Origin of the sequence: Saccharothrix longispora (assembly GCF_030852425.1) — a bacterium.
Taxonomy (GTDB): domain Bacteria; phylum Actinomycetota; class Actinomycetes; order Mycobacteriales; family Pseudonocardiaceae; genus Actinosynnema; species Actinosynnema longispora.
Window position 1 is genome coordinate 126,228 of the sequence record NZ_NSDM01000017.1, and the last position, 21,874, is coordinate 148,101.

19 protein-coding genes and 1 pseudogene are annotated in these 21,874 nt (G+C 75.0%); 9 read left to right on the forward strand and 11 right to left on the reverse strand.

The features are described from left to right. Positions 1-3: 3 nt before the first annotated feature. The 3 genes from CKY47_RS31580 to CKY47_RS31590 all read right to left on the reverse strand — a co-directional run bounded on the left by CKY47_RS31580 (position 4) and on the right by CKY47_RS31590 (position 3,702). Positions 4-1,305 carry an NAD(P)/FAD-dependent oxidoreductase gene (locus CKY47_RS31580; RefSeq protein WP_371320767.1) on the reverse strand — a complete coding sequence of 434 codons (1,302 nt, stop codon included), beginning with the start codon at positions 1,303-1,305 and terminating at the stop codon, positions 4-6. Between the two features lie 81 nt (positions 1,306-1,386). After that, complete coding sequence (locus CKY47_RS31585; RefSeq protein ID WP_306749992.1) at positions 1,387-2,940, reverse strand: PucR family transcriptional regulator; 1,554 nt, start codon at positions 2,938-2,940, stop codon at positions 1,387-1,389. A gap of 42 nt (positions 2,941-2,982) precedes the next feature. Beyond that, positions 2,983-3,702 (reverse strand): MerR family transcriptional regulator, encoded by a 720-nt coding sequence (locus tag CKY47_RS31590; protein WP_306750012.1) that lies wholly within the window; start codon positions 3,700-3,702, stop codon positions 2,983-2,985. 111 nt (positions 3,703-3,813) lie between these two features. Between CKY47_RS31590 and CKY47_RS31595 the strand changes: the two genes are divergently transcribed. Further along, positions 3,814-5,031, forward strand: a complete 1,218-nt coding sequence (locus CKY47_RS31595) for an erythromycin esterase family protein (protein WP_306749993.1) — start codon at positions 3,814-3,816, stop codon at positions 5,029-5,031. A 7-nt stretch (positions 5,032-5,038) separates the two neighbouring features. Here CKY47_RS31595 and CKY47_RS31600 read toward each other — a convergent pair whose 3' ends face one another. Next, entirely contained in the window at positions 5,039-6,694 is a 1,656-nt protein-coding gene (locus CKY47_RS31600; RefSeq protein WP_306749994.1) for a sensor histidine kinase, read from the reverse strand. A gap of 162 nt (positions 6,695-6,856) precedes the next feature. Here CKY47_RS31600 and CKY47_RS31605 point away from each other — a divergent pair, with 162 nt between their 5' ends. From CKY47_RS31605 to CKY47_RS31615, 3 genes are all read left to right on the forward strand, one after another. Further along, complete coding sequence (locus CKY47_RS31605; protein WP_371320768.1) at positions 6,857-7,696, forward strand: SAM-dependent methyltransferase; 840 nt, start codon at positions 6,857-6,859, stop codon at positions 7,694-7,696. A 117-nt stretch (positions 7,697-7,813) separates the two neighbouring features. Next, on the forward strand, positions 7,814-9,724 hold the full coding sequence (locus tag CKY47_RS31610) for a hypothetical protein (RefSeq protein ID WP_306749995.1): 1,911 nt from the start codon (positions 7,814-7,816) through the stop codon (positions 9,722-9,724). 79 nt (positions 9,725-9,803) lie between these two features. After that, positions 9,804-10,949, forward strand: a complete 1,146-nt coding sequence (locus CKY47_RS31615; RefSeq protein WP_306749996.1) for a glycosyltransferase — start codon at positions 9,804-9,806, stop codon at positions 10,947-10,949. Between the two features lie 379 nt (positions 10,950-11,328). Here CKY47_RS31615 and CKY47_RS31620 read toward each other — a convergent pair whose 3' ends face one another. Then, positions 11,329-11,706, reverse strand: a complete 378-nt coding sequence (locus CKY47_RS31620) for a type 1 periplasmic-binding domain-containing protein (protein WP_306749997.1) — start codon at positions 11,704-11,706, stop codon at positions 11,329-11,331. Positions 11,707-12,626: 920 nt separating this feature from the next. Between CKY47_RS31620 and CKY47_RS31625 the strand changes: the two genes are divergently transcribed. Next, positions 12,627-12,959 (forward strand): YciI family protein, encoded by a 333-nt coding sequence (locus tag CKY47_RS31625; protein WP_306749998.1) that lies wholly within the window; start codon positions 12,627-12,629, stop codon positions 12,957-12,959. Between the two features lie 176 nt (positions 12,960-13,135). On the opposite strand, the gene CKY47_RS31630 is transcribed toward CKY47_RS31625, so the two are convergent. Continuing rightward, complete coding sequence (locus tag CKY47_RS31630) at positions 13,136-13,405, reverse strand: DUF4190 domain-containing protein (RefSeq protein ID WP_306749999.1); 270 nt, start codon at positions 13,403-13,405, stop codon at positions 13,136-13,138. A 191-nt stretch (positions 13,406-13,596) separates the two neighbouring features. Between CKY47_RS31630 and CKY47_RS31635 the strand changes: the two genes are divergently transcribed. Then, entirely contained in the window at positions 13,597-13,869 is a 273-nt protein-coding gene (locus CKY47_RS31635) for a GlsB/YeaQ/YmgE family stress response membrane protein (protein WP_306750000.1), read from the forward strand. A gap of 83 nt (positions 13,870-13,952) precedes the next feature. Here the strand turns inward: CKY47_RS31635 and CKY47_RS31640 are convergent, their stop codons facing one another. Next, positions 13,953-15,170 (reverse strand): GNAT family N-acetyltransferase, encoded by a 1,218-nt coding sequence (locus CKY47_RS31640; RefSeq protein WP_306750001.1) that lies wholly within the window; start codon positions 15,168-15,170, stop codon positions 13,953-13,955. 231 nt (positions 15,171-15,401) lie between these two features. Beyond that, positions 15,402-16,355 carry an AraC family transcriptional regulator gene (locus CKY47_RS31645; RefSeq protein WP_306750002.1) on the reverse strand — a complete coding sequence of 318 codons (954 nt, stop codon included), beginning with the start codon at positions 16,353-16,355 and terminating at the stop codon, positions 15,402-15,404. A gap of 81 nt (positions 16,356-16,436) precedes the next feature. Between CKY47_RS31645 and CKY47_RS31650 the strand changes: the two genes are divergently transcribed. Both CKY47_RS31650 and CKY47_RS31655 read left to right on the forward strand, forming a co-directional pair. Next, positions 16,437-17,270 (forward strand): NAD(P)H-binding protein, encoded by an 834-nt coding sequence (locus tag CKY47_RS31650; RefSeq protein WP_306750003.1) that lies wholly within the window; start codon positions 16,437-16,439, stop codon positions 17,268-17,270. A 46-nt stretch (positions 17,271-17,316) separates the two neighbouring features. Beyond that, the gene (locus CKY47_RS31655; protein WP_306750004.1) at positions 17,317-17,745 is read left to right on the forward strand and encodes a pyridoxamine 5'-phosphate oxidase family protein; all 429 of its coding nucleotides are present in this window, start codon (positions 17,317-17,319) and stop codon (positions 17,743-17,745) included. Positions 17,746-17,755: 10 nt separating this feature from the next. Here CKY47_RS31655 and CKY47_RS31660 read toward each other — a convergent pair. Beyond that, positions 17,756-19,015, reverse strand: a pseudogene (locus CKY47_RS31660) (extracellular catalytic domain type 1 short-chain-length polyhydroxyalkanoate depolymerase); the annotation flags it as partial. Between the two features lie 287 nt (positions 19,016-19,302). On the opposite strand from CKY47_RS31660, the gene CKY47_RS31665 reads away from it, so the two are divergent. After that, positions 19,303-20,292 carry a PaaX family transcriptional regulator gene (locus tag CKY47_RS31665; protein ID WP_306750005.1) on the forward strand — a complete coding sequence of 330 codons (990 nt, stop codon included), beginning with the start codon at positions 19,303-19,305 and terminating at the stop codon, positions 20,290-20,292. Here the strand turns inward: CKY47_RS31665 and CKY47_RS31670 are convergent. Both CKY47_RS31670 and CKY47_RS31675 read right to left on the reverse strand, forming a co-directional pair. Further along, positions 20,289-21,305, reverse strand: coding sequence for a LacI family DNA-binding transcriptional regulator (locus CKY47_RS31670; protein ID WP_306750006.1), 1,017 nt, complete (start codon positions 21,303-21,305; stop codon positions 20,289-20,291). The two genes, CKY47_RS31665 and CKY47_RS31670, sit on opposite strands and share 4 nt — an antisense overlap. A 109-nt stretch (positions 21,306-21,414) precedes the next feature. Then, positions 21,415-21,874 (reverse strand): endo-1,4-beta-xylanase (locus CKY47_RS31675; protein WP_306750007.1); only part of this gene is annotated, 460 nt, incomplete at its 5' end.

A 21,874-nucleotide genomic window follows, 5' to 3' on the forward strand; every position in this document is an offset into this window, starting at 1 on the left:
CCCTCAGCGCAGGGGGTCGAACGCCCGCAACGCGTCGGGCTGCTTCCCGGTGGTGATCCGCTCGGCCAGCAGCCGCCCGGTGACCGGCCCCTGGGCCAGCCCCCACATGCCGTGCCCGCCCGCGACGTAGACGTGCGGGGCGCGCACCGCGCCGATCAGGGCACGCCCGTCGGGTGTGACCGGGCGCGGGCCGACCCACACGTCGCGGCGCTCGTCCCAGCGCACGCCGTCGAGCAGCGGTCGGGCGGAGGCGGTGATCGCCTCCAGCCGGGCGTGGACGCCGGGGGCGTCGGGGTCGCGGAACTCCATCGTGCCCGCCACCCGCAGCCCGCCCTGGTAGGGCGTGCACGCCACGCGCACGTCCGGCAGGTGGACGGGACCGGGCACCGGGCGCTCGACCGGCACGGTGAACGAGTACCCGCGCCCCGCTCGCACCGGCACGCGCACGCCCCACCGGCGCGCCAGCCGCGACAGCCACGCGCCGGTGGCCACGACCGCCACGTCGGCGGTCACGGCCCGGCCGCTGCGGGTGTGGACCGTGACCCCCGTGGCGTGGGAGCTGATGTCGACGGCCTCGACCAGGCGGACCGTCGCCCCCCTGGAGACCACGGCGCGGGCCAGCGCCCGCACGAAGGCCCCGGGGTCGGTGTAGCGCTGCCCGTCGACGCGGACCCCGGCGGTGAGGGTCGACGAGGCCAGGGGGACGTGCTCGCGCAGCCGGTCGGCGTCGAGTTCGACGTGGTCGACGGGCTGCCCGGCGTCGGACATCCTGCGCAGCTCCCGCAGCAGCCCCTCCGCCTGACGGCGCGTCCCGAAGGCGGCGGTGATCGGCGCGTCGACCGCGGTGGCGTCGACGCCGTTGGCGGTGAGCACGTCGAACGCCTCGACAGCCTCCTGGTTGAGCGGCAGGTTGGCCGCCACCGCGCGGGTCCACGACGACCACCGGCAGTTCACCGCGAACCTCGCCAGGAACGACCAGAGCCCCGGGTCGACCGTCAGCGGGACGTGCAGGGGCGCGTCCGGTCGCAGCAGCGACCGCAGGCCGTAGCGCAGCACGGACGGCTCGTTGAGCGGGATCGCCAGGCCGGGTGCGATCCAGCCGGCGTTGCCCCACGAGGCGCCGGCCGCGATCGAGGTGCGGTCGACCACGGTGACCTCGACGCCGCGCTCCTGGAGGAACCACGCGGTCGACAGACCCACGATCCCCGCGCCGACCACGACCGCCGACCGCGGCCCGCCGTCGATGCGCTCCACGTCGACCACGACCACCTCCACCAGGACGAGTGCTGCTGTCGAAGCCAGCATCGCCGGGAGGACGCACCGGCCTGTTGTCCGCGGCCGACAATTCGGGCACGGCCCTTTGTCGGAAGCCGACAGCGGCGTCGGTCAGCCGTTCTCGGCCGCGGCGAGGTCGATGATCATGGCGAGTCGCTTGCGCGGGTCGTCCAGGTCGAGCGCGGTCACCTCGGCCATCTTGCGCAGCCGGTAGCGGATCGTGTTCGGGTGCACGCCCAGCCGGTCACCCGCCCCGCTCAGGTCGCCCTGGCACTCCAGCCAGGCGCGCAGCGTCGCCGCGTAGTGGGTGGCGTGCTCCTCGTCGTGCCGGCGCAACTCGGTCACCGGTCCCCGCGCCGGCGTCCGACCGGCCCGCGCCGCGGCGCGCAACCGCTGGAGCAGGATGTCGTCCCACGACTCGTCGTACGCCGGGGGCTCCGCGTCCGGCGGGCGCGCTTCGTGCAGCGCCAGGCACTCGTCGGCCTCCTGCCTGCTGGCGGGCAGGTCGGTCGCCGGGGCGGTCCCCCCGATGCCGGCGGTCACCGTCACCTCGGCGGGCAGCGCGGCCCGCAGCAGCGCCACCCACTCGCGGGCCGAGTCCGCCCGCCCACCGGGCAGGACGGTGTAGAGGGTGCTGCCCGCCAGGGTGCTGCGCCCCGGCCGTGACCAGCCGAAACCGGTGGTGGCCCGCTCGAAGGCCAGCAGCAGTGCGGCGTGCCGCTCGGCGGCGATGTGCGCCCGCACGGCGATGACCCGCAGCTGTTCCCGGGGCAGGCCGAGCCTGCTGAGCACCGTGGCGGCGTCGGCGGTCCCCTCCAACAGGCGCAGCGTCAGGTCGGACTCGACCTGGCGCTCCAGGTCGGCACTGGCGCGGGAGCGCAGCAGGTGCAGCGCCACGGTGCGCGCGCCGTCGGCCAGCGCCGCCCGCGACACCCCCGTCAACGGGGCGCCGCACGTCACCCACACCGATCCCAGCAGCTCGCGACCTGCGCGCACGGCCACCACCATGCGCCCGGTCAAGCCGTGCTCCGGGTCCTGCGCCACGAACAGCGGCTCGTCGTGGGCGGCCAGGTGCGCGAACACCCCGCGCGCCTCGAACAGCCCCCGCAGCCCGTCGGGCACCCGCCGGCCCAGGATCGTCTCCAGCCTGACCCGGTCGGCGCCCTGCTGCGAACTGGAGTACGCCAGCACCCGTGACGACCGGTCCTCGATGGTCACCGCGCCGCCCACCGCGCCGGCCAGGCTGTCGGCCAGCGCGAACAGGTCGGTCGGTCCCCGCCCGGACTCGGTCTCCCGGCCCTCCAGCACCAGCCCGTAGACCACCCCGGCCAACTGGCTCCAGGACACCGACGGGTCGACCACCAGCACGGCGATCCCGGCGGCCTCCCCCAGCGCGGCGGCCTCCCCCAGCGCGGCGGCCTCCCCCGCCGCCTCGTCGTCACCGTGCGCCAGCACCGCGCTCGCCCGCGCGGCCACCGCCCACTCCACGGCCCGGGGGACCGAGCCCGCGCCCACGGCCAGGAACACGTCCCCGTCGACCGCCCGGGCGTCGGTGGACTCGCGCAGCACCACGCTGCGCAGCTCCGTCGACCGCGGCACCGGGCAGCACGCCACCCGCACGCCGTAGCCGCCGAGCACGTTCACCATGCGGTCCAACCTGATCATGCGCACCCCTGTCCGACACCCGCCACCCACCGTAACCGCCGGTCAGGGCCGCGGGCACGCCGCCCGTCCCGCCCGGTCGAGCAGGGTCAGGTAGGCGTCGAGGTGCGCCGCGCCGGCGAGGAGGTCGCGGCTGCGCGCGGTCAGCCGGTCCTGCCAGGCGTCGAGGAAGGCGCGCAACGCGTCCGCCCCGCCCGCCTCGCGCAGCGACCCGACGAACCGCGCGACGTGGCGCAGCGGGTAGCCGCCCCGGCGCAGCTGCCGGGCGACCTCGGCGTCGCGCACGCGGTCCGGCCCGTACTCGCGGTAGCCGGTGGCCCGGTCCCGCTCCGGGCGCAGGACGCCCTCGGCCTCCCAGGCCCGCAGCGTGGCCGGGTGCACGCCGATCCGGCGCGCCAGCTCGCCCACGGTCAGCGGTCGCCCGTCGACCGGGGCGGGTGCGGCGCCGGAGAGGCTGCCCAGGGCCGCCGCGACCTCGGCGCGGGTGTCGCGCTCGGCGAGCAGCTCGACGTGCGCGGCGTCGACGAGCCGGTAGGCGGACTCGGTGTCGCCCTGGTTGGTCGCGCGCATGATCTCCGTCGCCCGCTGGTGCCCGTGCCCCCGGCGCAGCGCGAGGAAGGCGCGCAGGGCCTGCGCGTGCAGGGGTGTGTAGCGGCGGTAGCCGGTCTCGCCGCGCTCGGTCGGCGGGAGCACGCCGGCGTCGCCGTAGTTGCGGACCGCCTGCGCGGACAACCCGTGCTCCCGGGCCAGGTCGACGGGTCTCAGCACACACCTCCTGTGAAGCTCGCGGCCGTCGATCCCAGGTGGGAGCTGCCGAAGTTTCAACCGGATCTTCAACGATACCGTCGAGGGCAGTTCCTTCCGAAAGGGGTGTTCGTGTCCACTGCCACCGCACTGCGCCGGATCGGCCGCCAACTCGACGACCCGGCGAGCCTGGGCCGCGCCGTCGACGACCTGCTCGCCGCGCGGACCCGGCCGCCCGCCGTGCTCGCCCTCGGCGAACCGACCCACGGGATCGAGGCGTTCCCGCTGCTGCGCAACGAACTCCTCGCGCACCTGGTGGAGCGCGGGTACCGGTCGATCGTGCTGGAGACCGACTTCTTCGCCGCGTCCGTCGTGGACGACTACGCGGGCGGCGCGGACGGGGGGATCGACGCGGTGCTCGCCACCGGGTTCAGCCACGGGTTCGGCCGTGTGCCCGGCAACCGCGAACTGGTCGAACAGCTCCGCGCGCACAACGCCGACCGCGAGCCGCACGACCGGGTCCGCTTCCACGGCTTCGACGCGCCGACGGAGTCCGCGACCGCGCCCAGCCCGCGCCGCTCCCTGTTCGCGGTCCGCGACCACCTGCCCGCGGCGCTGCGGCCGAAGTCGGTCCGCGACCTCGACGCGCTGCTCGGCGACGACGCCGAGTGGGCGAACGAGGCGGTCGTGCACGACCCGTCGGCGTCCGTCGGCGACTCCGACCGCGCCCGCGCCCTGCGCGTCGTCGCCGACGACCTCGCCAGCGCGCTGCGCCGCGCGGCGCCGCTCCTGCGACCGGTGGACCCGGACGGCTACGACCTGGCCGCCGCGCACGCGCGCACCGCGCTGGGCCTGCTGCGCTACCACGCGGCGATGGCAGACCCGGGACCCGACCGCCTCGCGACCCTGCTCGGCGTGCGCGCCGAGATGATGGCCGAGAACCTGCTCGCGATCGTCGCCCGGGAGCGGCGGCGCGGGCCGGTCCTGGTGTTCGCGCACAACGCGCACCTCCAGCGCGCGCAGGCCGGCATGCGGCTCGGCGAGGACGACGTGAGCTGGTGCGGCGCCGGGGCGCTCGTCGCGCTCGCCCTCGGCGAGGACTACGCGTTCGTGGCGTCCGACGCCGACCCGCGCGGCGTTCCGGGCACCCTCCAGGGCGCGCTGGCCGAGGCGACCACCCGTCGCGCGCTGTTCCCGGCGCGGGCCCTGCTCGACGCGCTCCCCCCGTCGACCACCGCGGGTGAACCGATCGTGCGCGGCCACGTCCCGCTCGACCCGGCGGGCGTGGCCGGCGCCGACGCGGTCGTCTTCATCGCCGACACCGACGGGAGGCGTCACCGGTACTGGTGACGCCTCCTCAGGCGGCGTCCTCCGCCCCGGTGGCCGTGGCGGGCAGGGTGAAGCGGATGCGGGTGCCCTCGGTGTGCCCGGTGTCCAGGGCGATCGCGCCGCCGTGGTGCTCGACGATCTTCTTGCACAGGGCCAGGCCGATGCCCGTCCCGGTGTAGGTGTCGCGGGCGTGCAGGCGCTGGAAGATGACGAACACCTTCTCGGCGTACTCGGCGGGGATGCCGATGCCGTTGTCGGTGACGGCCAGCTCCCACGCCGGCGCGCCGTCCACCAGGGTGGCCGGTTCGCACGTCACGCGCACCAGCGGCGGCCGGTCCGGGCGGTGGAACTTCACGGCGTTGCCGACGAGGTTCTGCCACAGCATCACCAGCAGCGTGAGGTCGCCGGTGACGGCGGGCAGGTCGGCGGGGCGCTCGACGACTCCCCCGCTCTCCTCGATCGCCGCGCCGAGGTTGCGCAGCGCCTCGTCCAGGGCGCGGTCGAGGTCGATCCGCTCCTTGCCGCGGTTGACGCGACCGACGCGCGAGTACGTCAGCAGGTCGTTGATCAGCACCTGCATGCGCTTGGCGCCGTCGACGGCGAACCCGATGTACTGGACGCCGCGCTCGTCCAACCGGTCGCCGTAGCGCTTCTCCAGCAGCTGGCAGAAGGAGGCGACCTTGCGCAGCGGCTCCTGGAGGTCGTGCGAGGCGACGTAGGCGAACTGCTCCAGCTCGCCGTTGGAGCGGCGCAGCTCCTCGGCGCGGGCGTCCAGCACGGCCGCCTGCTCCACCAGGAGCTCCTCCCGGACGCGCACCTGCGCCAACTCCTCGACGATGCGCTCGCGCATGGCCTCCACGTCCTCGGCGACCGCGCGCAGGTCGGCCGGGCCGTGCGGGACGATGTGCAGCTCGAACTCGCCCTGGGCGATCCTCCGGGACGTGGACCGCAGCTGGTCGAGGGGCCGCACGACCAGCACGCGCACCACGACGGCGACGGCGATCCCGGCCAGTCCCAGCCCCAGCACCACGAGGCCGAGCACCCAGTTGCGCGCCGACCGCGCGTCGAGCAGCTCCGCCCGGCCGTCCGCCAACGCCTGGCGCAGGTGCTCGTCCTGGTCGGCGAACAGGCGGCGCAGGCTGTCGAAGGCGACCTTCCCCCGTTCGGCGGACGCCACGTCCACCGGCTTCGGCGCGCCCTCGACCACGCCCGCGATCAACGGGTCGGCGTACTCGCGGCGCCAGGCCGCGATCGCCTCCTGGACGGCGGTCACGTCCGCCAGCAGCGGCTCGCGGCCGACCAGCAGCTCCCGCAACCGGTCGACCGACTCGCGCTCGGCCCGGACGCCCTCGGTGTAGGGGGTGAGGAACTGCGGGTCGGCGGTGACGGCGTAGCCGCGCGCGCCGGTCTCCTGGTCCACCACCGCGTTCTGCAGGCGGTACGCCTCGGCCCTGGCGGGCTGGATGTGCTCCGACTGCTGGTCGGAGACCTCGGCGGTGTGCCGCAGCACCTCCGCGCCGATCACCGCGCCCACCACGACCACGACCCCCATGACCGCCAGGAGCGCGAAGAACCACGCCTGGACGGTCATGCGCTGCCACCCGCCGGTGGCGCCGGGACGGCGAGGCGGCACCGCGGCCGGATCGTCGTGCTCCGGCAGCTTGCCAACAGCCTGCGAGGACACCGCATCCACCCTTCGAGGCCGGCGACGGCTCGTGCGGCCACCGGGTCCGGCGACAGCGGAAGGATAGACAACCGGCCGGCCCGCGCGGCCCGCGCCGGTCGGATGACGGCGGGGCGCGTGACGATACGGTGACGGCTCGCGCACGACATCTCCGAGCAGGAGATTCCCCATGGCCGACCAGGACGACAGCAGGGTGATCCGAGGTCATCCGCCATCGACACCACGATTCCGAGCGTGGCCAGGGCCTACGACGCGGCGTTAGGCGGCAAGGACGACTACGAGATCGACCGCCAACTCCTCGCCCGGCTCGACGCCGCCGTCCCCGAGGTCGCGAGCATCGCGCTGACCAACCGCAAGTTCCTCATCCGCGCCGTCCGCTACCTCGCGGTGAACGCGGGCGTGCAGCAGTTCCTGGACCGCGGGTCGGGCCTGCCCGCCGCCGGGAACACCCACCAGGTCGCGCAGCGCCTCGACTCCGACGCCGTCGTGGTGTACGTGGACAACGACCCCGTGGTCCTCGCGCACGGCCGCGCGCTGCTGGAGGAGAACGACAACACCGCCTTCATCGCCGCCGACATCTTCGACCCGCCGCAGGTGCTCGACCACGAGGTGGTGCGATCCACGATCGACTTCACCCGTCCCGTCGCACTCATGCAGGTCGCGCCCCTGCAGCACCACCCCGGCCCGGACCCGCGGACCGCGGTGGACGTCATGCGGCGCTACGTCGAGGCGCTGCCGTCCGGCTCGTACGTGGTCTTCAGCCACTTCTTCGACCCGGAGGACGAGAACAGCGAGGTCGCACGCCGCGTCCAGGGCATCCTCAACAGCGGCATCAACCGCGGCCACTTCCGCACCCGCGACGAGATCACGCCGATGCTCGACGGCCTGCAACTGCTCGACCCCGGCCTGGTCGTCGCGGACGAGTGGTGGCCGGACGGACCGCGCACCACCCTCCCCGCGGCCGGTCACTGCATCGTCGCCGCGCTCGGCGTGAAGCCCTGATCCGGCAGGACACCCCTGACCGCGCCGGTGCCCCGGCGGCCGGGCACGTCGTGGTCGACGACCGGCGGCGGGACGCTCCGGGGTACCGCGCGGACCCCGGTGCCTAGGCTGTCCCGCATGTCCGATCAAGCCGTGGTCCTCGGTGTCCTCCGCGCCGCGCCGGGAGTGGTGTTCGTCGAACCGGGACCGCACCTGGTCATGCGCGACGAGGTCCACGACGAGGCCCGGGCCGAACTCGCGCGGCGCGGGCTGCCCGCGTCGCACCCGTACGTCGGGTGGCACACCCAGGCCGACGGTTTCGACGGCGCGGGCGTCCTCGTGCGACCGCAGCGGGTCCTCTTCGGCGGGGACCGGGCGGTCGTGGCGCGGGCACTGGCGGGCCTGGAGCCGCACGGGTTCGCGGTCCTCGGTGGACGCACCGACGGCGAGGTGTTCGTGCTGCACCGGGACGCAGCTCCCGCGCGGGTGGACCCGGCTCTCGCGGAGCAGTGGCGGACGCGGTTGGCCGTGCTGTGCGACGAGCTGCTCGCGCCGCTGCGCGACGGCGAGCGGGCACTCCTCCACGAGGTGGTCGCACACACCGGGATGCGGGACCTCCTGGCACCCGCCGTGCGGGCACTGCGCCTGCGGCGTGCGCTGACCGACGACGACCTGGACGTCGCGTGCTCGCCGGGAGGTCTGGAGGAGCTGGGGTCCGAGGCGCCTGCCGTGGTCTCGCACGCGCTCCGGGTCGGCCACGCGAGGTCCCGGGAGGCGGCTGCGGCACTGGCCGCCGGGGGGCGGGCCGACGGCGCTCTCCTGCGCGCCTGGGACGATCCCGAGGCGCTGCGGACGGCACGGGCGGCGGCGCTCGGCGGGCGCGACACGGGCGTCTACCTCGACCTCGTGGAACAGGCCGGTGCGGACCCCGTGGCCGCCGCCGTCGAGCTGGCCGCGGAGGTCGACGCAGCCGGCGGGGACACCCGTGCCACCGCGGCCGGCCTGGTCGCGCGCCACGGCGGTCAGCGGCGCGAGCACGCCCTCGCCGCCCTGCGCGACGAACGGGTGCCGCCGTGGCTGCGGGTCGTCGTCGCCGACCGCTGGACCAGGACCCCCGTCACCGACCCGGCGGACCCGTGGCCGGCCGCGGTCGACGGCGCCCGCGCCGCCCTCGGCCTCCCGCCCAGCCCGGGGTTCGACCCCACCACCAGGGCCGGCCGGGACGCGGCGGTCGAGCTGCGGGAAACCCTGGTCGACCGGCACCTCGACGGGCTGCGGGCGGCACTCGGCCGGACCGACCTCGACGAGCCCGCGGTCGCCGTGCTGCTCGAACTGCTCCACGGCGCCGGGGCGCTGCGGGCGCGCGACCTCGCCCCCCTGGCCCGTGACTGGCGCACGCGCCTCTTCGTCGAACCCAACCCGTACACGAGCGCCGCACCCGCCGTCGTGACCTACGCGGCCGCACTCGACGCGCTGGGCGACGACACCGGCCGGCAGGTCGCCGACGCCGTGGCACGGGACACCAGCGCGTGGTCGCTGCCCGCACGCCTGCTCCTTCGGGGAGCGTGGGCCCGCGACCGGGACGACGACCTCGCCGCCGAGGCGGAACTCCTGCCCCTCGCGCACGGCGGCGACACCGGGGCGGGCGCCGCCGCGCACGCCCTGTGCCTCGTGCGCGCGCGGTTGCGCCGGATCACGCCCGTGGCCGCCGCCTGCGAGTCGATCGTGGAGGCCCCCGCGCGTCCGCCCTACGTCCGCCGCGGTTTCGCCTCCGCCGCCATCGCCTTGGCCGACGGCGGGACGGGCTTGTGGTCGCACCACTTCCGCAGCGCGTCCGTGCGCGCCCTGGACGCGGCGCTCCGCGTCGTGGGCGACGAGCGGCTTCCCCGGGAAGCCCGCCGGGTGGTCCTGGCCGTCGCCGACACCTCGACGGTCCTCGACCACCCGGGGCACGCCCGCCCCGTCGCGGCGCAGCCCGCCGACGTGGACCGCCTGCGGGCGCTGCGGCAGGCGGTGGGAGCCCTGCTGGAGGCGGGTCCGGCGCTGTAGCCGACGCCCGGCGGCGGGCCGACCCCGGCGACCGGGCGAACCCGCCTCCCGCGAACGCCGACTCACTACGTTCGTGCGGGTGCGAATCCTCTTCTCGAGCCTCGGCTCACACGGACACGCCTATCCCCTCCTGCCGCTGGCGATCGCCGCCCGGGAGGTGGGCCACGACGTCACGTTCGCGACCACGTCGCCGTTCGAGCGCGCCGTGACCGCCCACGGCATCGACCACGTCGCCAACGGCATGGACATGCTCGCGGCGTTCGACCTGGCCGACGCGGGCCCTGCGGCCCGCAAGGCACCCGGTTTCCGGCCCGAGCGGGTTTCGCGGGTGTTCGGCTCGATCCTGCCGCGCAGCCACGCCGCCGACCTGGCGCCGGTCATCGCCGACCGCAAACCCGACCTGGTCGTGCACGAGCTGGCCAACCCCGGCGCGGGACTGGCCGCGAGGGTCGCGGGCGTGCCCGCGGTGTGCCACTCGTTCGGTCGGATGTGGCGGCCGACAGGACCTCCCGAGGTCTTGCGCGCCCACTTGGCGGAGGTCGCCGCGGAGCTGGGCGTCGACCTGCCCGACGGCGACCTCATGTCCCTGGGCAACCCCTACCTCGACATCTGCCCGCCGTCGGTGCAGGACCCGGAGCTGCCGGTGCCGCCGGCCCTCGTCGTCCCGCTGCGGCCGGTGCCGTTCTCCGAGCCGGGCGAGCTGCCGCCGTGGGTGCGCGAGCACCGCGAGCCGCTGGTGTACCTGACGTTCGGCACGGCGTTCGGCGACCCTCGGGTGCTGCGCACCGCCATCGCCGGCCTGGCCACGCTCGGCACGCGGGTGATCGTGTCCACCGGTCCGAGCGTCGCGGTGGGCGCGTTGGGCGAGACGCCGGACAACGTGCTCGTGCTGCCGTGGTTGCCGCACGCCGACCTCCTGCCGCACGTGGACCTCGTGGTGCACCACGGCGGCGCCGGCACCACGATGGGCACGTTCGCCACGGGCGTGCCGCACCTGGTCCTGCCGCAGGGCGCGGACCAGTTCGCCAATGCCGACGTGGTGGCCTCCGCCGGGCTCGGCGATCAGGTTCTCCCCGACGACCTGACCGCCGAGGTGGTCGCGGCCAAAGCACGCCGCCTGCTCACCGACGAGGCCGTGCTCGGCGCGGTCAGGACGATGGCCGAGGAGGTGGCGGCCATGCCGTCACCGCACGACGTGGCGCTCGTCCTGCCCGAGTACACCTGACCGTCCGCCGCCTGGCCGCGCCGTCCTGGTCGCGGTCAGGCGGCACGCCCCGCCCTCACGCGAGGTGCGGGTACGTCGCCGCCGCTCCGCGCGGGGCGACCTGGCCATCGCCCACCGTTCGGCGACGGAGTGGCTCCGGAAACGCGATGTCCCCCTGCGCTCGGGCGCGTGGAGTCCCTGGCGGTCGTGGCCTCGTTGCCCGGCCCGCCCCCTGCCTGGCCGGGTTCGCCCGGTACACCGCGGGCCCGCCGCAGCGGCGGGGGCCAGTCGCTCCTGTCGCCGTCGGAGGAGATCCGGGACCCGATCGCCCACAGGACGGACACCCGGGGGCGGGTCGAGGCCGAGCGAACCCCGGCGACCCCCTCGGGCGACCTCCGCGTCAGCGCCGGCCCGACGTCCGCCGAGGGTCCGCCGGGTCGGCGGCGGCTTCGTCGGCCGCCTGGTGCACCTCGGGCCGGAACACGGTCCGCTTCGCGGTCGCCCGCCCGTGCCGCATCCGCGTCAGCACGTGGTTCGCGCTCTCGGCGAGCCGGTGCGAGTCCAGGACCACGGTGGCGCGCAGGGGACCGGCGCCGCTGTCGATCAGCGCGAGGACCTCGGGCACCCCGTCCACACCGATGACCACGGTGCTCCCGGTCGCGGGGGAATCGTTCGCCCGCGAGGCGTCCACCGCGCCGAGCGCCGTCTCGTCGTTGGTGCGGAACACCGCGTCCAGCCGCCCGTGCCGGACGTCGAGCCTGCGCACGTGGGTCTCCACCGCTCTCCACCGCGTCGTGGGCGCGGAACCTCTGGAACGCGCAGCCGTCCTCCACCTCGATGGAGACGTCGTCGACGCGGGCGCGCAGCACCGCTGCCGGTCCGGGTGCTCCCGGCCGGCCACGATGAGCACCCTGGGACGCCGGACCCCGTGTCGCGCGAAGTGCTCCGCGAGCCACTGGCGGCGAGCCGGCCCAGGTCCGAGGAGAGGTACCCGACGAACGCGGCGTTGGGCGGGTAGCGGGCCTCGTCGCCGAACAGCTCGATGTCGGCGAAGACGACCGGCACGAGCCCACCGGGGTACTCGCGCCGGGACCGGACCAGGCGCCTCAGGTGGTGCGCCTGCGCGGCGGCGTCGTAGTCGCGTTCCGGCGTCTTGAGCACCAGGTCCAGCCCGTTGCGGTCCAGCACGCCGTGCATGTCCTGCACCAGCCCGGCGAGCCAGTACTTCTGCCTGAACGCCGACGCCACCAGGAACACCCGCCTGCTCCGCGGGCGCAGCGACGCCACCGCGACACCGCGACACCGGTCGCGAACGCGAGGGGCGCCACCCACAGCGCGGCGGTCGGGCTCAGCAGCCCGCTGCGCAGCAGTGCGACTCCGCCGGCGACCGCCGGCCCGAGGAACGCCACCGCCCCGACGGGCACCGTGCCGCCCGTGAGCGGCCACGGGCGCGCGTTCTGCTGGTGGATGATCCGGACGTCCCGTCCGGCCCGCACGACGGAACTCCCCGAGGACGCCCCGGCCACCTGACCGTCCGCCCCGTCCGCCGGCACCTCGTCGCGCACGTCGCGCACCGGGAACCCGGCGCGGGCGGATCGGGACGTGGTCGCCCGACTTGGCGTCACGCGCCGCCGCGCGGTGTCGGCTCCACCCCCGGGCGCTACCGTCGGGCGGACCACACCTACCGGAGGAAGTGCCATGCCGAAATTCGTGACCATCGGGTACGGGGACCGGGAGGGCTACGACCGCACCGACGCGGCCGTGCTCGACGAGGCGCACGCCCACGACGCCCTCCTGCACGCGACGGGCGAACCCATGGGGATCGCCGGCACACCCGTGCAGGTGCGGAACCACGACGGTGCCGGCACGACCGCGGAGAGCGGACCTTTCCTGTCCTCGGCCCTCCCGGTCGCCGGGTTCGCGATCATCGAGGCGGCCACGCTGGAGGAGGCCGTCCGGATCGCGTCGAAGACCCCGTGCGCGGTCGCGCACGGCGTCGTCGAGGTCTGGCCGTTGCGGGAGGCGCCGTAGGCGCGGCCAGGCCCGTGCGGTGACCGGTTCCCCCGCCGCGGCCCGCAGGGTTCGAGACGGCGACCTCGCGTCGCACGAGAGGTCGCCGTCCTCGCGGGAACGCGTGGTGCGTTTCGCGCCGTACGGCTTCCGCGCCACCCGGGTTCACCTGCCGGGACGGCAGGACTCTCCCGTGGTCAGTGGAAGAGCACGAAGACGACGTGGGCGAACTTCTCCGGCATCACGACGGAAATCAGCCAGACGAGGGACGCCAGCGCACCGAGGACGACGGCTGCCACCGCCGGCCCTCGCCCACCGCCGTGTCGACGCGCCTCGCGGATCGCCAGCACCCCCAGCACGACCCCCAGCGGTGGCAGGAAGAACGCCGTGACCAGCGCGACCACCGGTAGCACATCGGTCTGCCCGATCGTCTCCCGGTCATGCCCGGGAGGCCGGTCCCAGCCCATCGGACTCCTCTCCGCGACGACGAGTGCCACGCGAGTATGGACCACCGCGGACCGCCTCGACGACAGTCGGCGCGCCGTGTCCGCGAATCGTCCACCGCAGGTGTGAAATCCGTGCGGGATGGGCAACCCGGTGCCGGTAACGATCACGCCGCGTCACAGGAGACGGCGTGACACGAGGACAAGGAAGCACCGTGGGCATCCTGGGTTGGATCGTTCTGGGTCTCATCGCCGGCGCCATCGCCAAGGCCGTCATGCCCGGCAAGGACCCCGGCGGCATCGTCATCACCATGCTGCTCGGCATCGTCGGCGCCATCCTCGGCGGGTTCATCGGCCGCGCGATCTTCGGCTCCGACATCGGCAGCTTCTTCGACCTGAGCACCTGGCTGCTGGCCATCCTCGGCTCGCTGATCGTGCTCGGCGTCTACCACGTCGTCACCAAGCGGGGCCACCGCGCCCACCGCTGACACCACACCACCACACCACTCGGGCCCGCCGGTCGACCGGCGGGCCCGACGCTCGTCCGCGCCACGTCGCACCGGCGCGGGCGTCAGAACCAGTGCAGGCAGTGCGGTGAGCGTTCGGCGCGGAAGAGCGCGTCGGCGCGGGCGGCCGCTCCGGGGTGGTGGGCGCGGATGTGCCCGGCGCGCACGAGGGTGCTCGGCTTGGTGCCGCCCAGGTAGACCGAGCCGAGGTCGCTCACGTCCAGGGACAGGTCGGGCTCCCGGTCCGTCGGGACGCAGGTGGCCCCACCTGCCCGGACGGTGAGCAGGTGACGGCCGCGTTCCCCCCGGAACGGGTCGTCCACGTCGAGGACCAGCTCGCCGTCGGCGAACCACCCGCGGGTGGTCAGGGCGCGCGGGACGTCGAGCAGCCGGACCCAGAGCCAGTCCATGTCGTCGCCCGGCTGCCCGGCGCGGAGGTCCGCCAGCTGCCAGCGCAGCGGGTGGTCCGGCGGGCAGTGCTTGAACACGACCCGGGTGACCAGGTCGTGCTCCAGCACGAACCGGGCCAGCGTCGCGGAGGCGACGTCGTCGGTGGTGATGGTCTCGTCGACGACCAGGGTGTCGGGCGGGTCGAGCGAGTAGCTCGCGTACCCGTCGGGGACGCCGCCGGCGTCGCGGTGGACGGCGACGTGGCGCGGCGTCCGGGCGGTCGGGGACTGCCCGGCGCCCAGCGCCCACCAGCGGTGCGGGCGGGACAGCGCGCCGGGCTGCGCGCGGCGGTACCGGTCGTAGACCTCTTCCATGACCGGGCCGCAGTCGGCACGCCGCAGCAGCTCGACCGAGCCGGGGTCCTGGACGGCGGCCGCCGCGCGCGGGAGCGCCGGGGCGGCCCGGTGACGCTGCACGGTCAGCCGCTGCGTGTGGGTCGCGGGCCCGTAGCCGAACCTGCGGTAGATCGTGGCCTCGCTGGCCAGCAGCACGGACAGGAACTCGCCGCGTGCCCTCAGCTCCGCGAGCTGGTGCCGCATCATCGCGCTGAGCACGCCCCGGCGCCGGTGCGTGGGCAGGACGCCGACGGCGCTCACCCCCGAGGTCGGGACGACCACCTCGCCGGGCAGGGTGAGTTCGAAGGAGTACGCGGCGGCGGTGCCGACGGGCCGCCCGTCCGCCGTCACGGCGAGCAGGCCGCGGTCCATCTCCAGAGCCGACCACCAGGTCCCGCCACCGTCCTCGGCCGGGGGTTCGGGGAAGCGCGCGAACGCGGCGAGGAGCGTGTCGACGAAGACGTCGCGGTCCTGGTCGGTCGTGGAACGGATCTCCATCGTCGGCACTGCCTCCGGGTGTGCGCGCACCACGACGCGTGGTGTCCGCCGCAGTGCAGTCGCGACCCGGGCCCGGGTCAAGCGAATTACCACCGGACGGGTGGTCGGAGCCGCCGGGGGCGCTCCCGGGTCCCGCACGACCACCGGCGGTGCGGTGGAGGCCGCGTCCGGAGTGGACGCCCGGGGCGGCCGATCGGGTCGTGCCGGGGTGCCCGGTCGTCGCCGGCCTGGTCAGGCGTCGGAGCCGACCGGGGCGGTCGCCGCGCGCCGGAACTCGCTCGGACTGGCGCCCCGGACCCGCTTGAACGCCGCGCTGAACCCGAACGGGTTGGCGTACCCCACGGTGCGGGCGATGTCGGCGATCGTCGCCGCCTCGCGCTCGACCAGCAGGTCCGCCGCGAGCGTCATGCGCCAGCGGGTCAGGTAGGTCAGCGGCGGTTCGCCGACCAGGTCGGTGAACCGCTTGGCCAGCGTCGCGCGCGACACCCCGGTGCGGCCGGCCAGCGCGGCGACCGTCCACGCCGCCGCCGGTTCGGCGTGCAGCAGGCGCAGCGCGTCACCGACCACCGGGTCCCGCTGGGCCGCCCACCAGGCGGGCGGGCGGCCGTCCGGCCGGTCGAACCACTCGCGCAGCGTGCAGACCAGCATCCAGTCCAGCAGCCGGTCCAGCACCACCTGCTGGCCCGGGGCGTCGACGGCGACCTCGGCGGCGAGGTGGTCCAGCACGGGGTCGCCCGTGCCGCCGGCGTCCACGCGGAGCACCACGGGCAGCGCGTCGAGCAGGCGGCGGCTGATCTCGCCGCGCACCGGGTAGGCGCCGACGATCAGGGTCGTCCCGTCTCCGCCGGCGGCGCACCCGGTGTCGTTCCAGCCCAGCCGGTAGCGGGTGCCGCCCTGGTCGGGCGTCGCGCAGTGCTCGCCGCAGGAGACCGGTTCGGCGCGGGTGCCGACCTCGTCGACGAAGGCGAACGTCGCGGGGCCGCGCACGACGATCGTCTCGCGGGCGCGGAGCGGTTCGGGTGGGCGACCCTCGGGCACGATCCAGCCCTTCCCGGTGAGGACGGTGCACAGGGTCAGCGGCGCGCCGTCCACGAAGTGCAGGTTCCAGGGCGGGGCCAGGGTCGAACTGCCGAACAGCGAGCCGTGGGCCCGCACCCCGCGGATCAGGTCACTGAACGCGTCCACCCCACGAGGTTAGACGATCACGTAGTTGGTTCGGCTTCTCACCTATGGGCAAGTCCGAGCAGGCCGTGTTCACTCGGTGGCATGAACAACGGCACCACTCTCGTCCTCGGCGCGACCGGCAAGACCGGCCGGCGGGTCGCCGCCCGGTTGCGGCTGCGCGGCACGCCGGTGCGCACCGCCTCCCGGTCGAGCCCGACCCGGTTCGACTGGTCCGACCCCGACGGCTGGGACGAGGTCCTGCGGGATGTCGCCGCCGTCTACGTGGTGGCCCCGCCCGTGCCGGGCCCGGTGCACGGGTTCGTGGCCCGCGCCGAGGCCGCCGGGGTGCGGCGGCTGGTCCTGCTCTCCGGGCGTGGCGCCGACACCTGGGGTGACTCGGAGTTCGGGCTGGACATGCGCTCGGCGGAGGACGCCGTGCGCGGCTCGGCGCTGGAGTGGACCGTCCTGCGCGCGTCGAACTTCGACCAGAACTTCGACGAGGACCTCTTCCACGCCCCGCTGGTCGCCGGGGAGCTGGCGCTCCCGGCCGACTCGGTGCCCGAGCCGTTCGTCGACGTGGAGGACGTCGCCGACGTCGCGGCCACCGTGCTGGGCGAGGGCGGACGGCACGCCGGACGGGTCTACGAGCTGACCGGGCCGCGTGCCGTCACCTTCGGCGAGGCCGTCGAGCTGATCTCGCGGGCGTCCGGGCGACCCGTCACCTACCGGCGGACCTCCCCCGCCGAGTACGCCGCGTCGCTGGTCGGGGCGGGCTGGGACGAGGACGACGCGCACCACGTCGCCGAGATGTTCGTGCTGATGGAACGCGGGTTGCTCGCCGCGACGACGGACGACGTCGCCACCGTGCTGGGACGGGCGCCCCGCTCCTTCGAGGACTACGTCCTGCGGGCCGCGGCGGCGGGGGCCTGGGGATGACCGACCGACCGGGGACCGCTCCCCCGCGACCACGGGAAGGACGTCGATGAGCACCGTCACCAGTGCGCTGACCGCGGAGGACCTGGAGTTCCTCCGACGCCCCCTGCACGGCTTCCTGTCCGTGGCCGGGGGACCCACCCCGCCCCAACCCCGGCCGGTGTGGTTCGAGGTCACCGCCGAGGGCGCGGTCCAGCTCTTCACGAGCCCGAACGCGGTCAAGGTGCGCCGCCTGCGCCGCGACCCGCGCGCCTCCATCGTCGTCGCCGCTCCGGTGGGTGAGCGCGAGCGCTGGTTGTCGGTCGCGGGCCGCGTCACCGTGGAGCCCGACGGGGCGCACGACCTGTGCGCCCGCCTGGCCGCCCGCTACTGGGACCTCGACGACCCTGCCCGCGCCGACGACCTCGCCGGGCTGTCGGCCGAGGACTGGGTCCGCCTCGTCCTCCACCCGGAGACCGTGCGCCGCTACGCGAGCTGACCTCGACGGGTCCCTGGAAGCCGAACTCCACCGAACGACCGGCGGGGACGGAGCCGTTGTAGTCGACGTTGGTCCAGTCGACCGTTCCGCTGCTGCCGCTGCGCCCGGCGCCCCAGGCGTTGGTCACCGTCGTGCCGGCGGGCAGGGGCGTGGTGACCGTCCAGCCGCGCAGCGCCGAGGCCCCGGCGACCACCTTCACCGTCGCCACGAACCCACCGGTCCACGAGTTCAGCGACACCGAGGCGGTGCAACCCCCCGGGGCGGGCGTGGTGGTGGTGGTCGTGGTGGTGCTGGTGGTGGTCGTCGTCGAGGTGGTCGTCGTGGGGTCGCCGGTCCCGTCCAGGCCGAAGAACGCGATGGCGCGCGCGGCCATCCCCGCGGACGGCAGGTTGTGCCCGGCGCCCTGGACGCTGTACGCCTCGACCCGGGTGGTGCCGGAGGCGTCGTTGTAGCGGCGGCGGTTCCAGTTGGTCTGCGGGGTGTCGGTGGACGTCGGCGTCTGGCTCAGGCCGAACACGTCGGTCCACTGCTCGATCGCTTCCTGGAGCAGCGAGTACGGCACGAGGGTGTCGTTCGTGCCGTGCCAGAGCTGGACGCGAGGGCGCGTGCCGGTGTAGCCGGGGTACGCCTGCCGCACCGCGTCGCCCCACTGCTGCGGGGTGCGGTTCGCGCCCCCGCCGCCCGTGCACCTGCTGCTGCCGGGCGGGTAGTCGGCGGCGTTCGCGAAGCAGTTGAAGGGCACGCCCATGAAGGCCGCGCCGGCCTTGAACACGTCCGGGTACAGGGCGAGCATGTGGTTGGTCATCATGCCGCCGGAGGACGAGCCGGTGGCGTAGACGCGGTTCGGGTCGCCGCCGTAGCGCTGCTGGACGTAGTTCACCATCGACACGATGGAAACCGGGTCGCTGCCGCCGCCGCGGCGCTTGGCCGCGTCGGACCAGGTGTCGAAGCACTTGCCGAACCCGGCCTGCTGCTCGGCGCTGGGGTAGACGACGACGAACCCGTGCCGGTCGGCCAGCGAGGCGAACTCGCTGCCCGAGTGGAAGCCCGGGCCCGAACCGCCGCAGCCGTGCATGGCGACCACGATCCCGGGGTTGGCCGGGCGGGAGTCCGGCACGTAGACGTGCATGCGCATCCCGCCGGGGTTGTCGCCGAAGCCCGTGACCTCGGTCAACGTCGCCGCGGAGGCGGGTGAGGGCGCCGTGGTCGCGAGGCCGGCCACGGCCAGTGACGCGGCTGCGGCGAGCACGAGACTACGGGTGATCTTCATGCGGTTGACTCCTTTGTCGCGCGCGGTCGGACGACCGGCGGGGAGGGGTGTGCGCGTGCCTGCGGTGCGACGGGTGGGAATCCGCTCGCGATCCCGACGGGGACCGGCGTCGACAGCAGTGCTCGATCTCGTCCTGCCTGGTCAGGCCCACACCCATCGTATGACACTTAGCTTGCTCGCCGGCCACAAAACTGTCAATCGACTGTCTCGGTTGACCGCGCCGGTCGCCGCGCGCAGGGCCGAATACAGTCGGTGGCGACCGCCCGCCCGAGCCCGCCGGAGCCGCCGTGACGAGCCCTTACGACATCGAGGAGATCTTCCCGGACGACGCCGCGGGGCCGGTCCGGCTCCCCCGGCGGCAGTCCGGCAACTCCCCGCAGGGCCTGGCCGTGACGCTGCTGGCGGACTACACGCTGCGCACCCGGGCCTGGCTGCCGTCGGCGGCCATCGTGGCGCTGCTCGCCGAGGCCGGGGTGACCAGCGCCGGCGCCCGGACGGCCATCAGCCGGCTCGCCCGCCGCGGCGTGCTGGAGGGCAGCAAGCGTGGCCGCAACAGCTCCTACCGGCTCACCCGGTCCGCCGCCGCCGTCCTGTCCGCGGGCGGGCGGGCGATCGCCTCCTCCGACGCCGGGGCGGGGACGTGGGACGAGCACTGGACGCTGATCGCGTTCTCCCTCCCCCAGGACGAGGTCGCCCGGCGTCGGGAACTCCGCAGCCGCCTGCGCTGGCTCGGGTACGCCCCGCTGTACGACGGCCTCTGGATCTCGCCGCACGACCTCACCGAGCAGGCGAAGAAGCACCTCGTCGAACTCACCTTCGGCGCGGTCACGGTCTTCCGCGCCAGGCACGTCGACCTCGACGCGGTGATCCACCGCAACCCGCTCGACGCCTGGGACACGGCGGCCGTCGCCGAGCGGTACGAAGTGTTCATCGGGCGCTGGAGCCCGCTGCTCGACCGCGTGCGCGGCACCGGGGTCACCGGCGCCGACGCGGTCCGCGCCCGCACCGAGGTCATGGACACCTACCGCCGCCTGCCCTACCTCGACCCCCGGCTGCCCGCGAGGCTCCTCCCTGCCGACTGGCTCCGCGAACCCGCCCGCGACCTGTTCGCCGCCGTCTACGACGGTCTCGCCGCCCCGGCCGAGGACTACGTGCGCGCCGTCGCGGGCCGCTTCACCACCGAGCCGCTCGACGACATCCGGGCGCACACCATCGCCGACCTCGTCGCCGGCCTCCAGGACAGCCACTCGCCGAGCAGGACCGGCGGTGCGCCCTAGGTCGCCGGCGGTCGCACGCTGTCGCGCGGCACCAGGACCGGCTCGCGGCTGCGCGGGACGTCCCCCGCCGCACCTCCGCCGGCCTGGGCCAGCAGCAGGGCCAGGGCATCGCGGGCCACGGCGTCGAAGTCGGGTCGGACGGTGGTCAGCGGCGGGATGAAGTGGGCGGCCTCGGGCACGTCGTCGAAGCCCACCACGCTCACGTCGCGCGGCACCCGCCTGCCCCGCTCGTGCATCGCGCGGAGGATGCCCAGCGCCAGGTGGTCGTTCGCCGCGAACACGGCCGTCACGTCGGGCATCAGCGCCAACTCCCGGCCCACCCGGTACCCGGACGCGGCGCTCCACCCCGCGGGCGCGACCGGCGGCACCTCGCGCCCCGCGCCCTCCAGGGCCGACCGCCAGCCGACGACGCGGCCCGCGCTGTCGAACCAGTCCGGCGGGCCGGAGACGTGCCACACGGTCCGGTGCCCGGCGTCGAGCAGGTGGCGGGTCGCCGCGGCGGCCCCGGCCACCTGGTCGACGGTGACCGTCGGCGTCGAACGCCCCGGGTCGCCGTCCACCATCACCAGCGGCGTCCCGGACCGGACGGTGTCGACCGCGTCGTGCACCGGCGCCGTGGGCGCGATGACGACGATGCCCGCCACCTGCCGGCCGCGGTGCCACTCCAGCGCCCTGGAGACGGACGCCCGGTCCCGGACGTCGGCCCGGAGGGCGGTGACCACGAACCCGGCCTCGGTCGCCGCCTGCTCGAAGGCCGCGAGCAGCGAGGCCGGCCCGTACAGGGTGGAGTCGTGCGCCACCACCCCGATGAACCGCGACCGGCCCGTCACCAGGGCGCGTGCCACCTCGCTGGGCCGGTAACCCAGTTCCTCGATCGCCGCCCGGACCCGCAACCGCGTCTGCTGCCGGACGTGCGGGTGCCCGTTGAGCACCCGTGACACCGTCTGGTGCGACACCCGGGCCAGCCGGGCGACGTCACCCATCGCGGGCACGCCGCTGATCCTGTTCCCCACTGCCGTCCCCTCTGCTCGAACGCGCGGTCGCCCCGGTCGGAGGACGGGCGGTGGACGGACCCGGGGTGGTGCGGGAGGGCCCGTGGCACCGGGCCCTCCCGCAGCCGGTTCAGCCGACCCGGCAGGAGATGCTGGGCCAGTTCCAGTTGCCGCCGTGCTGGATGGTGAAGCCGAACGTGTTGCCGTTGCCGTTGGGGCGCGCGGTCATGACGTTGGCCGATTCCCACGTGGCGGTGGTGTTCCAGGTGGCGATGATGCGCTGCGGGGAACCGACGGTGACCGTGACGACCCAGTTGTTGGTTCCCGAAACGGTGACCTGACCGTTGAAGCGGTCATTCCACTTCTGGCCCTCGGAGTACGTCGCGGTGCAGCCGCCACCCGGGTTCTGCGAGGTGGTGGTGGTAGTGGTGGGACCGGTCGGGTCGGTGGTCGTCGGGCCCGTCGGGTCGGCCGCGTTGAGGGCGTTGAGGACCGAGGTGTAGGCGGCCTTCTTGTTGCCGCTGCCGTCGAAGAGCAGCGGGGTGCCGCTCGCGCGCCAGGAGTCGGTGTCGCGGATGCCCCACACCGTG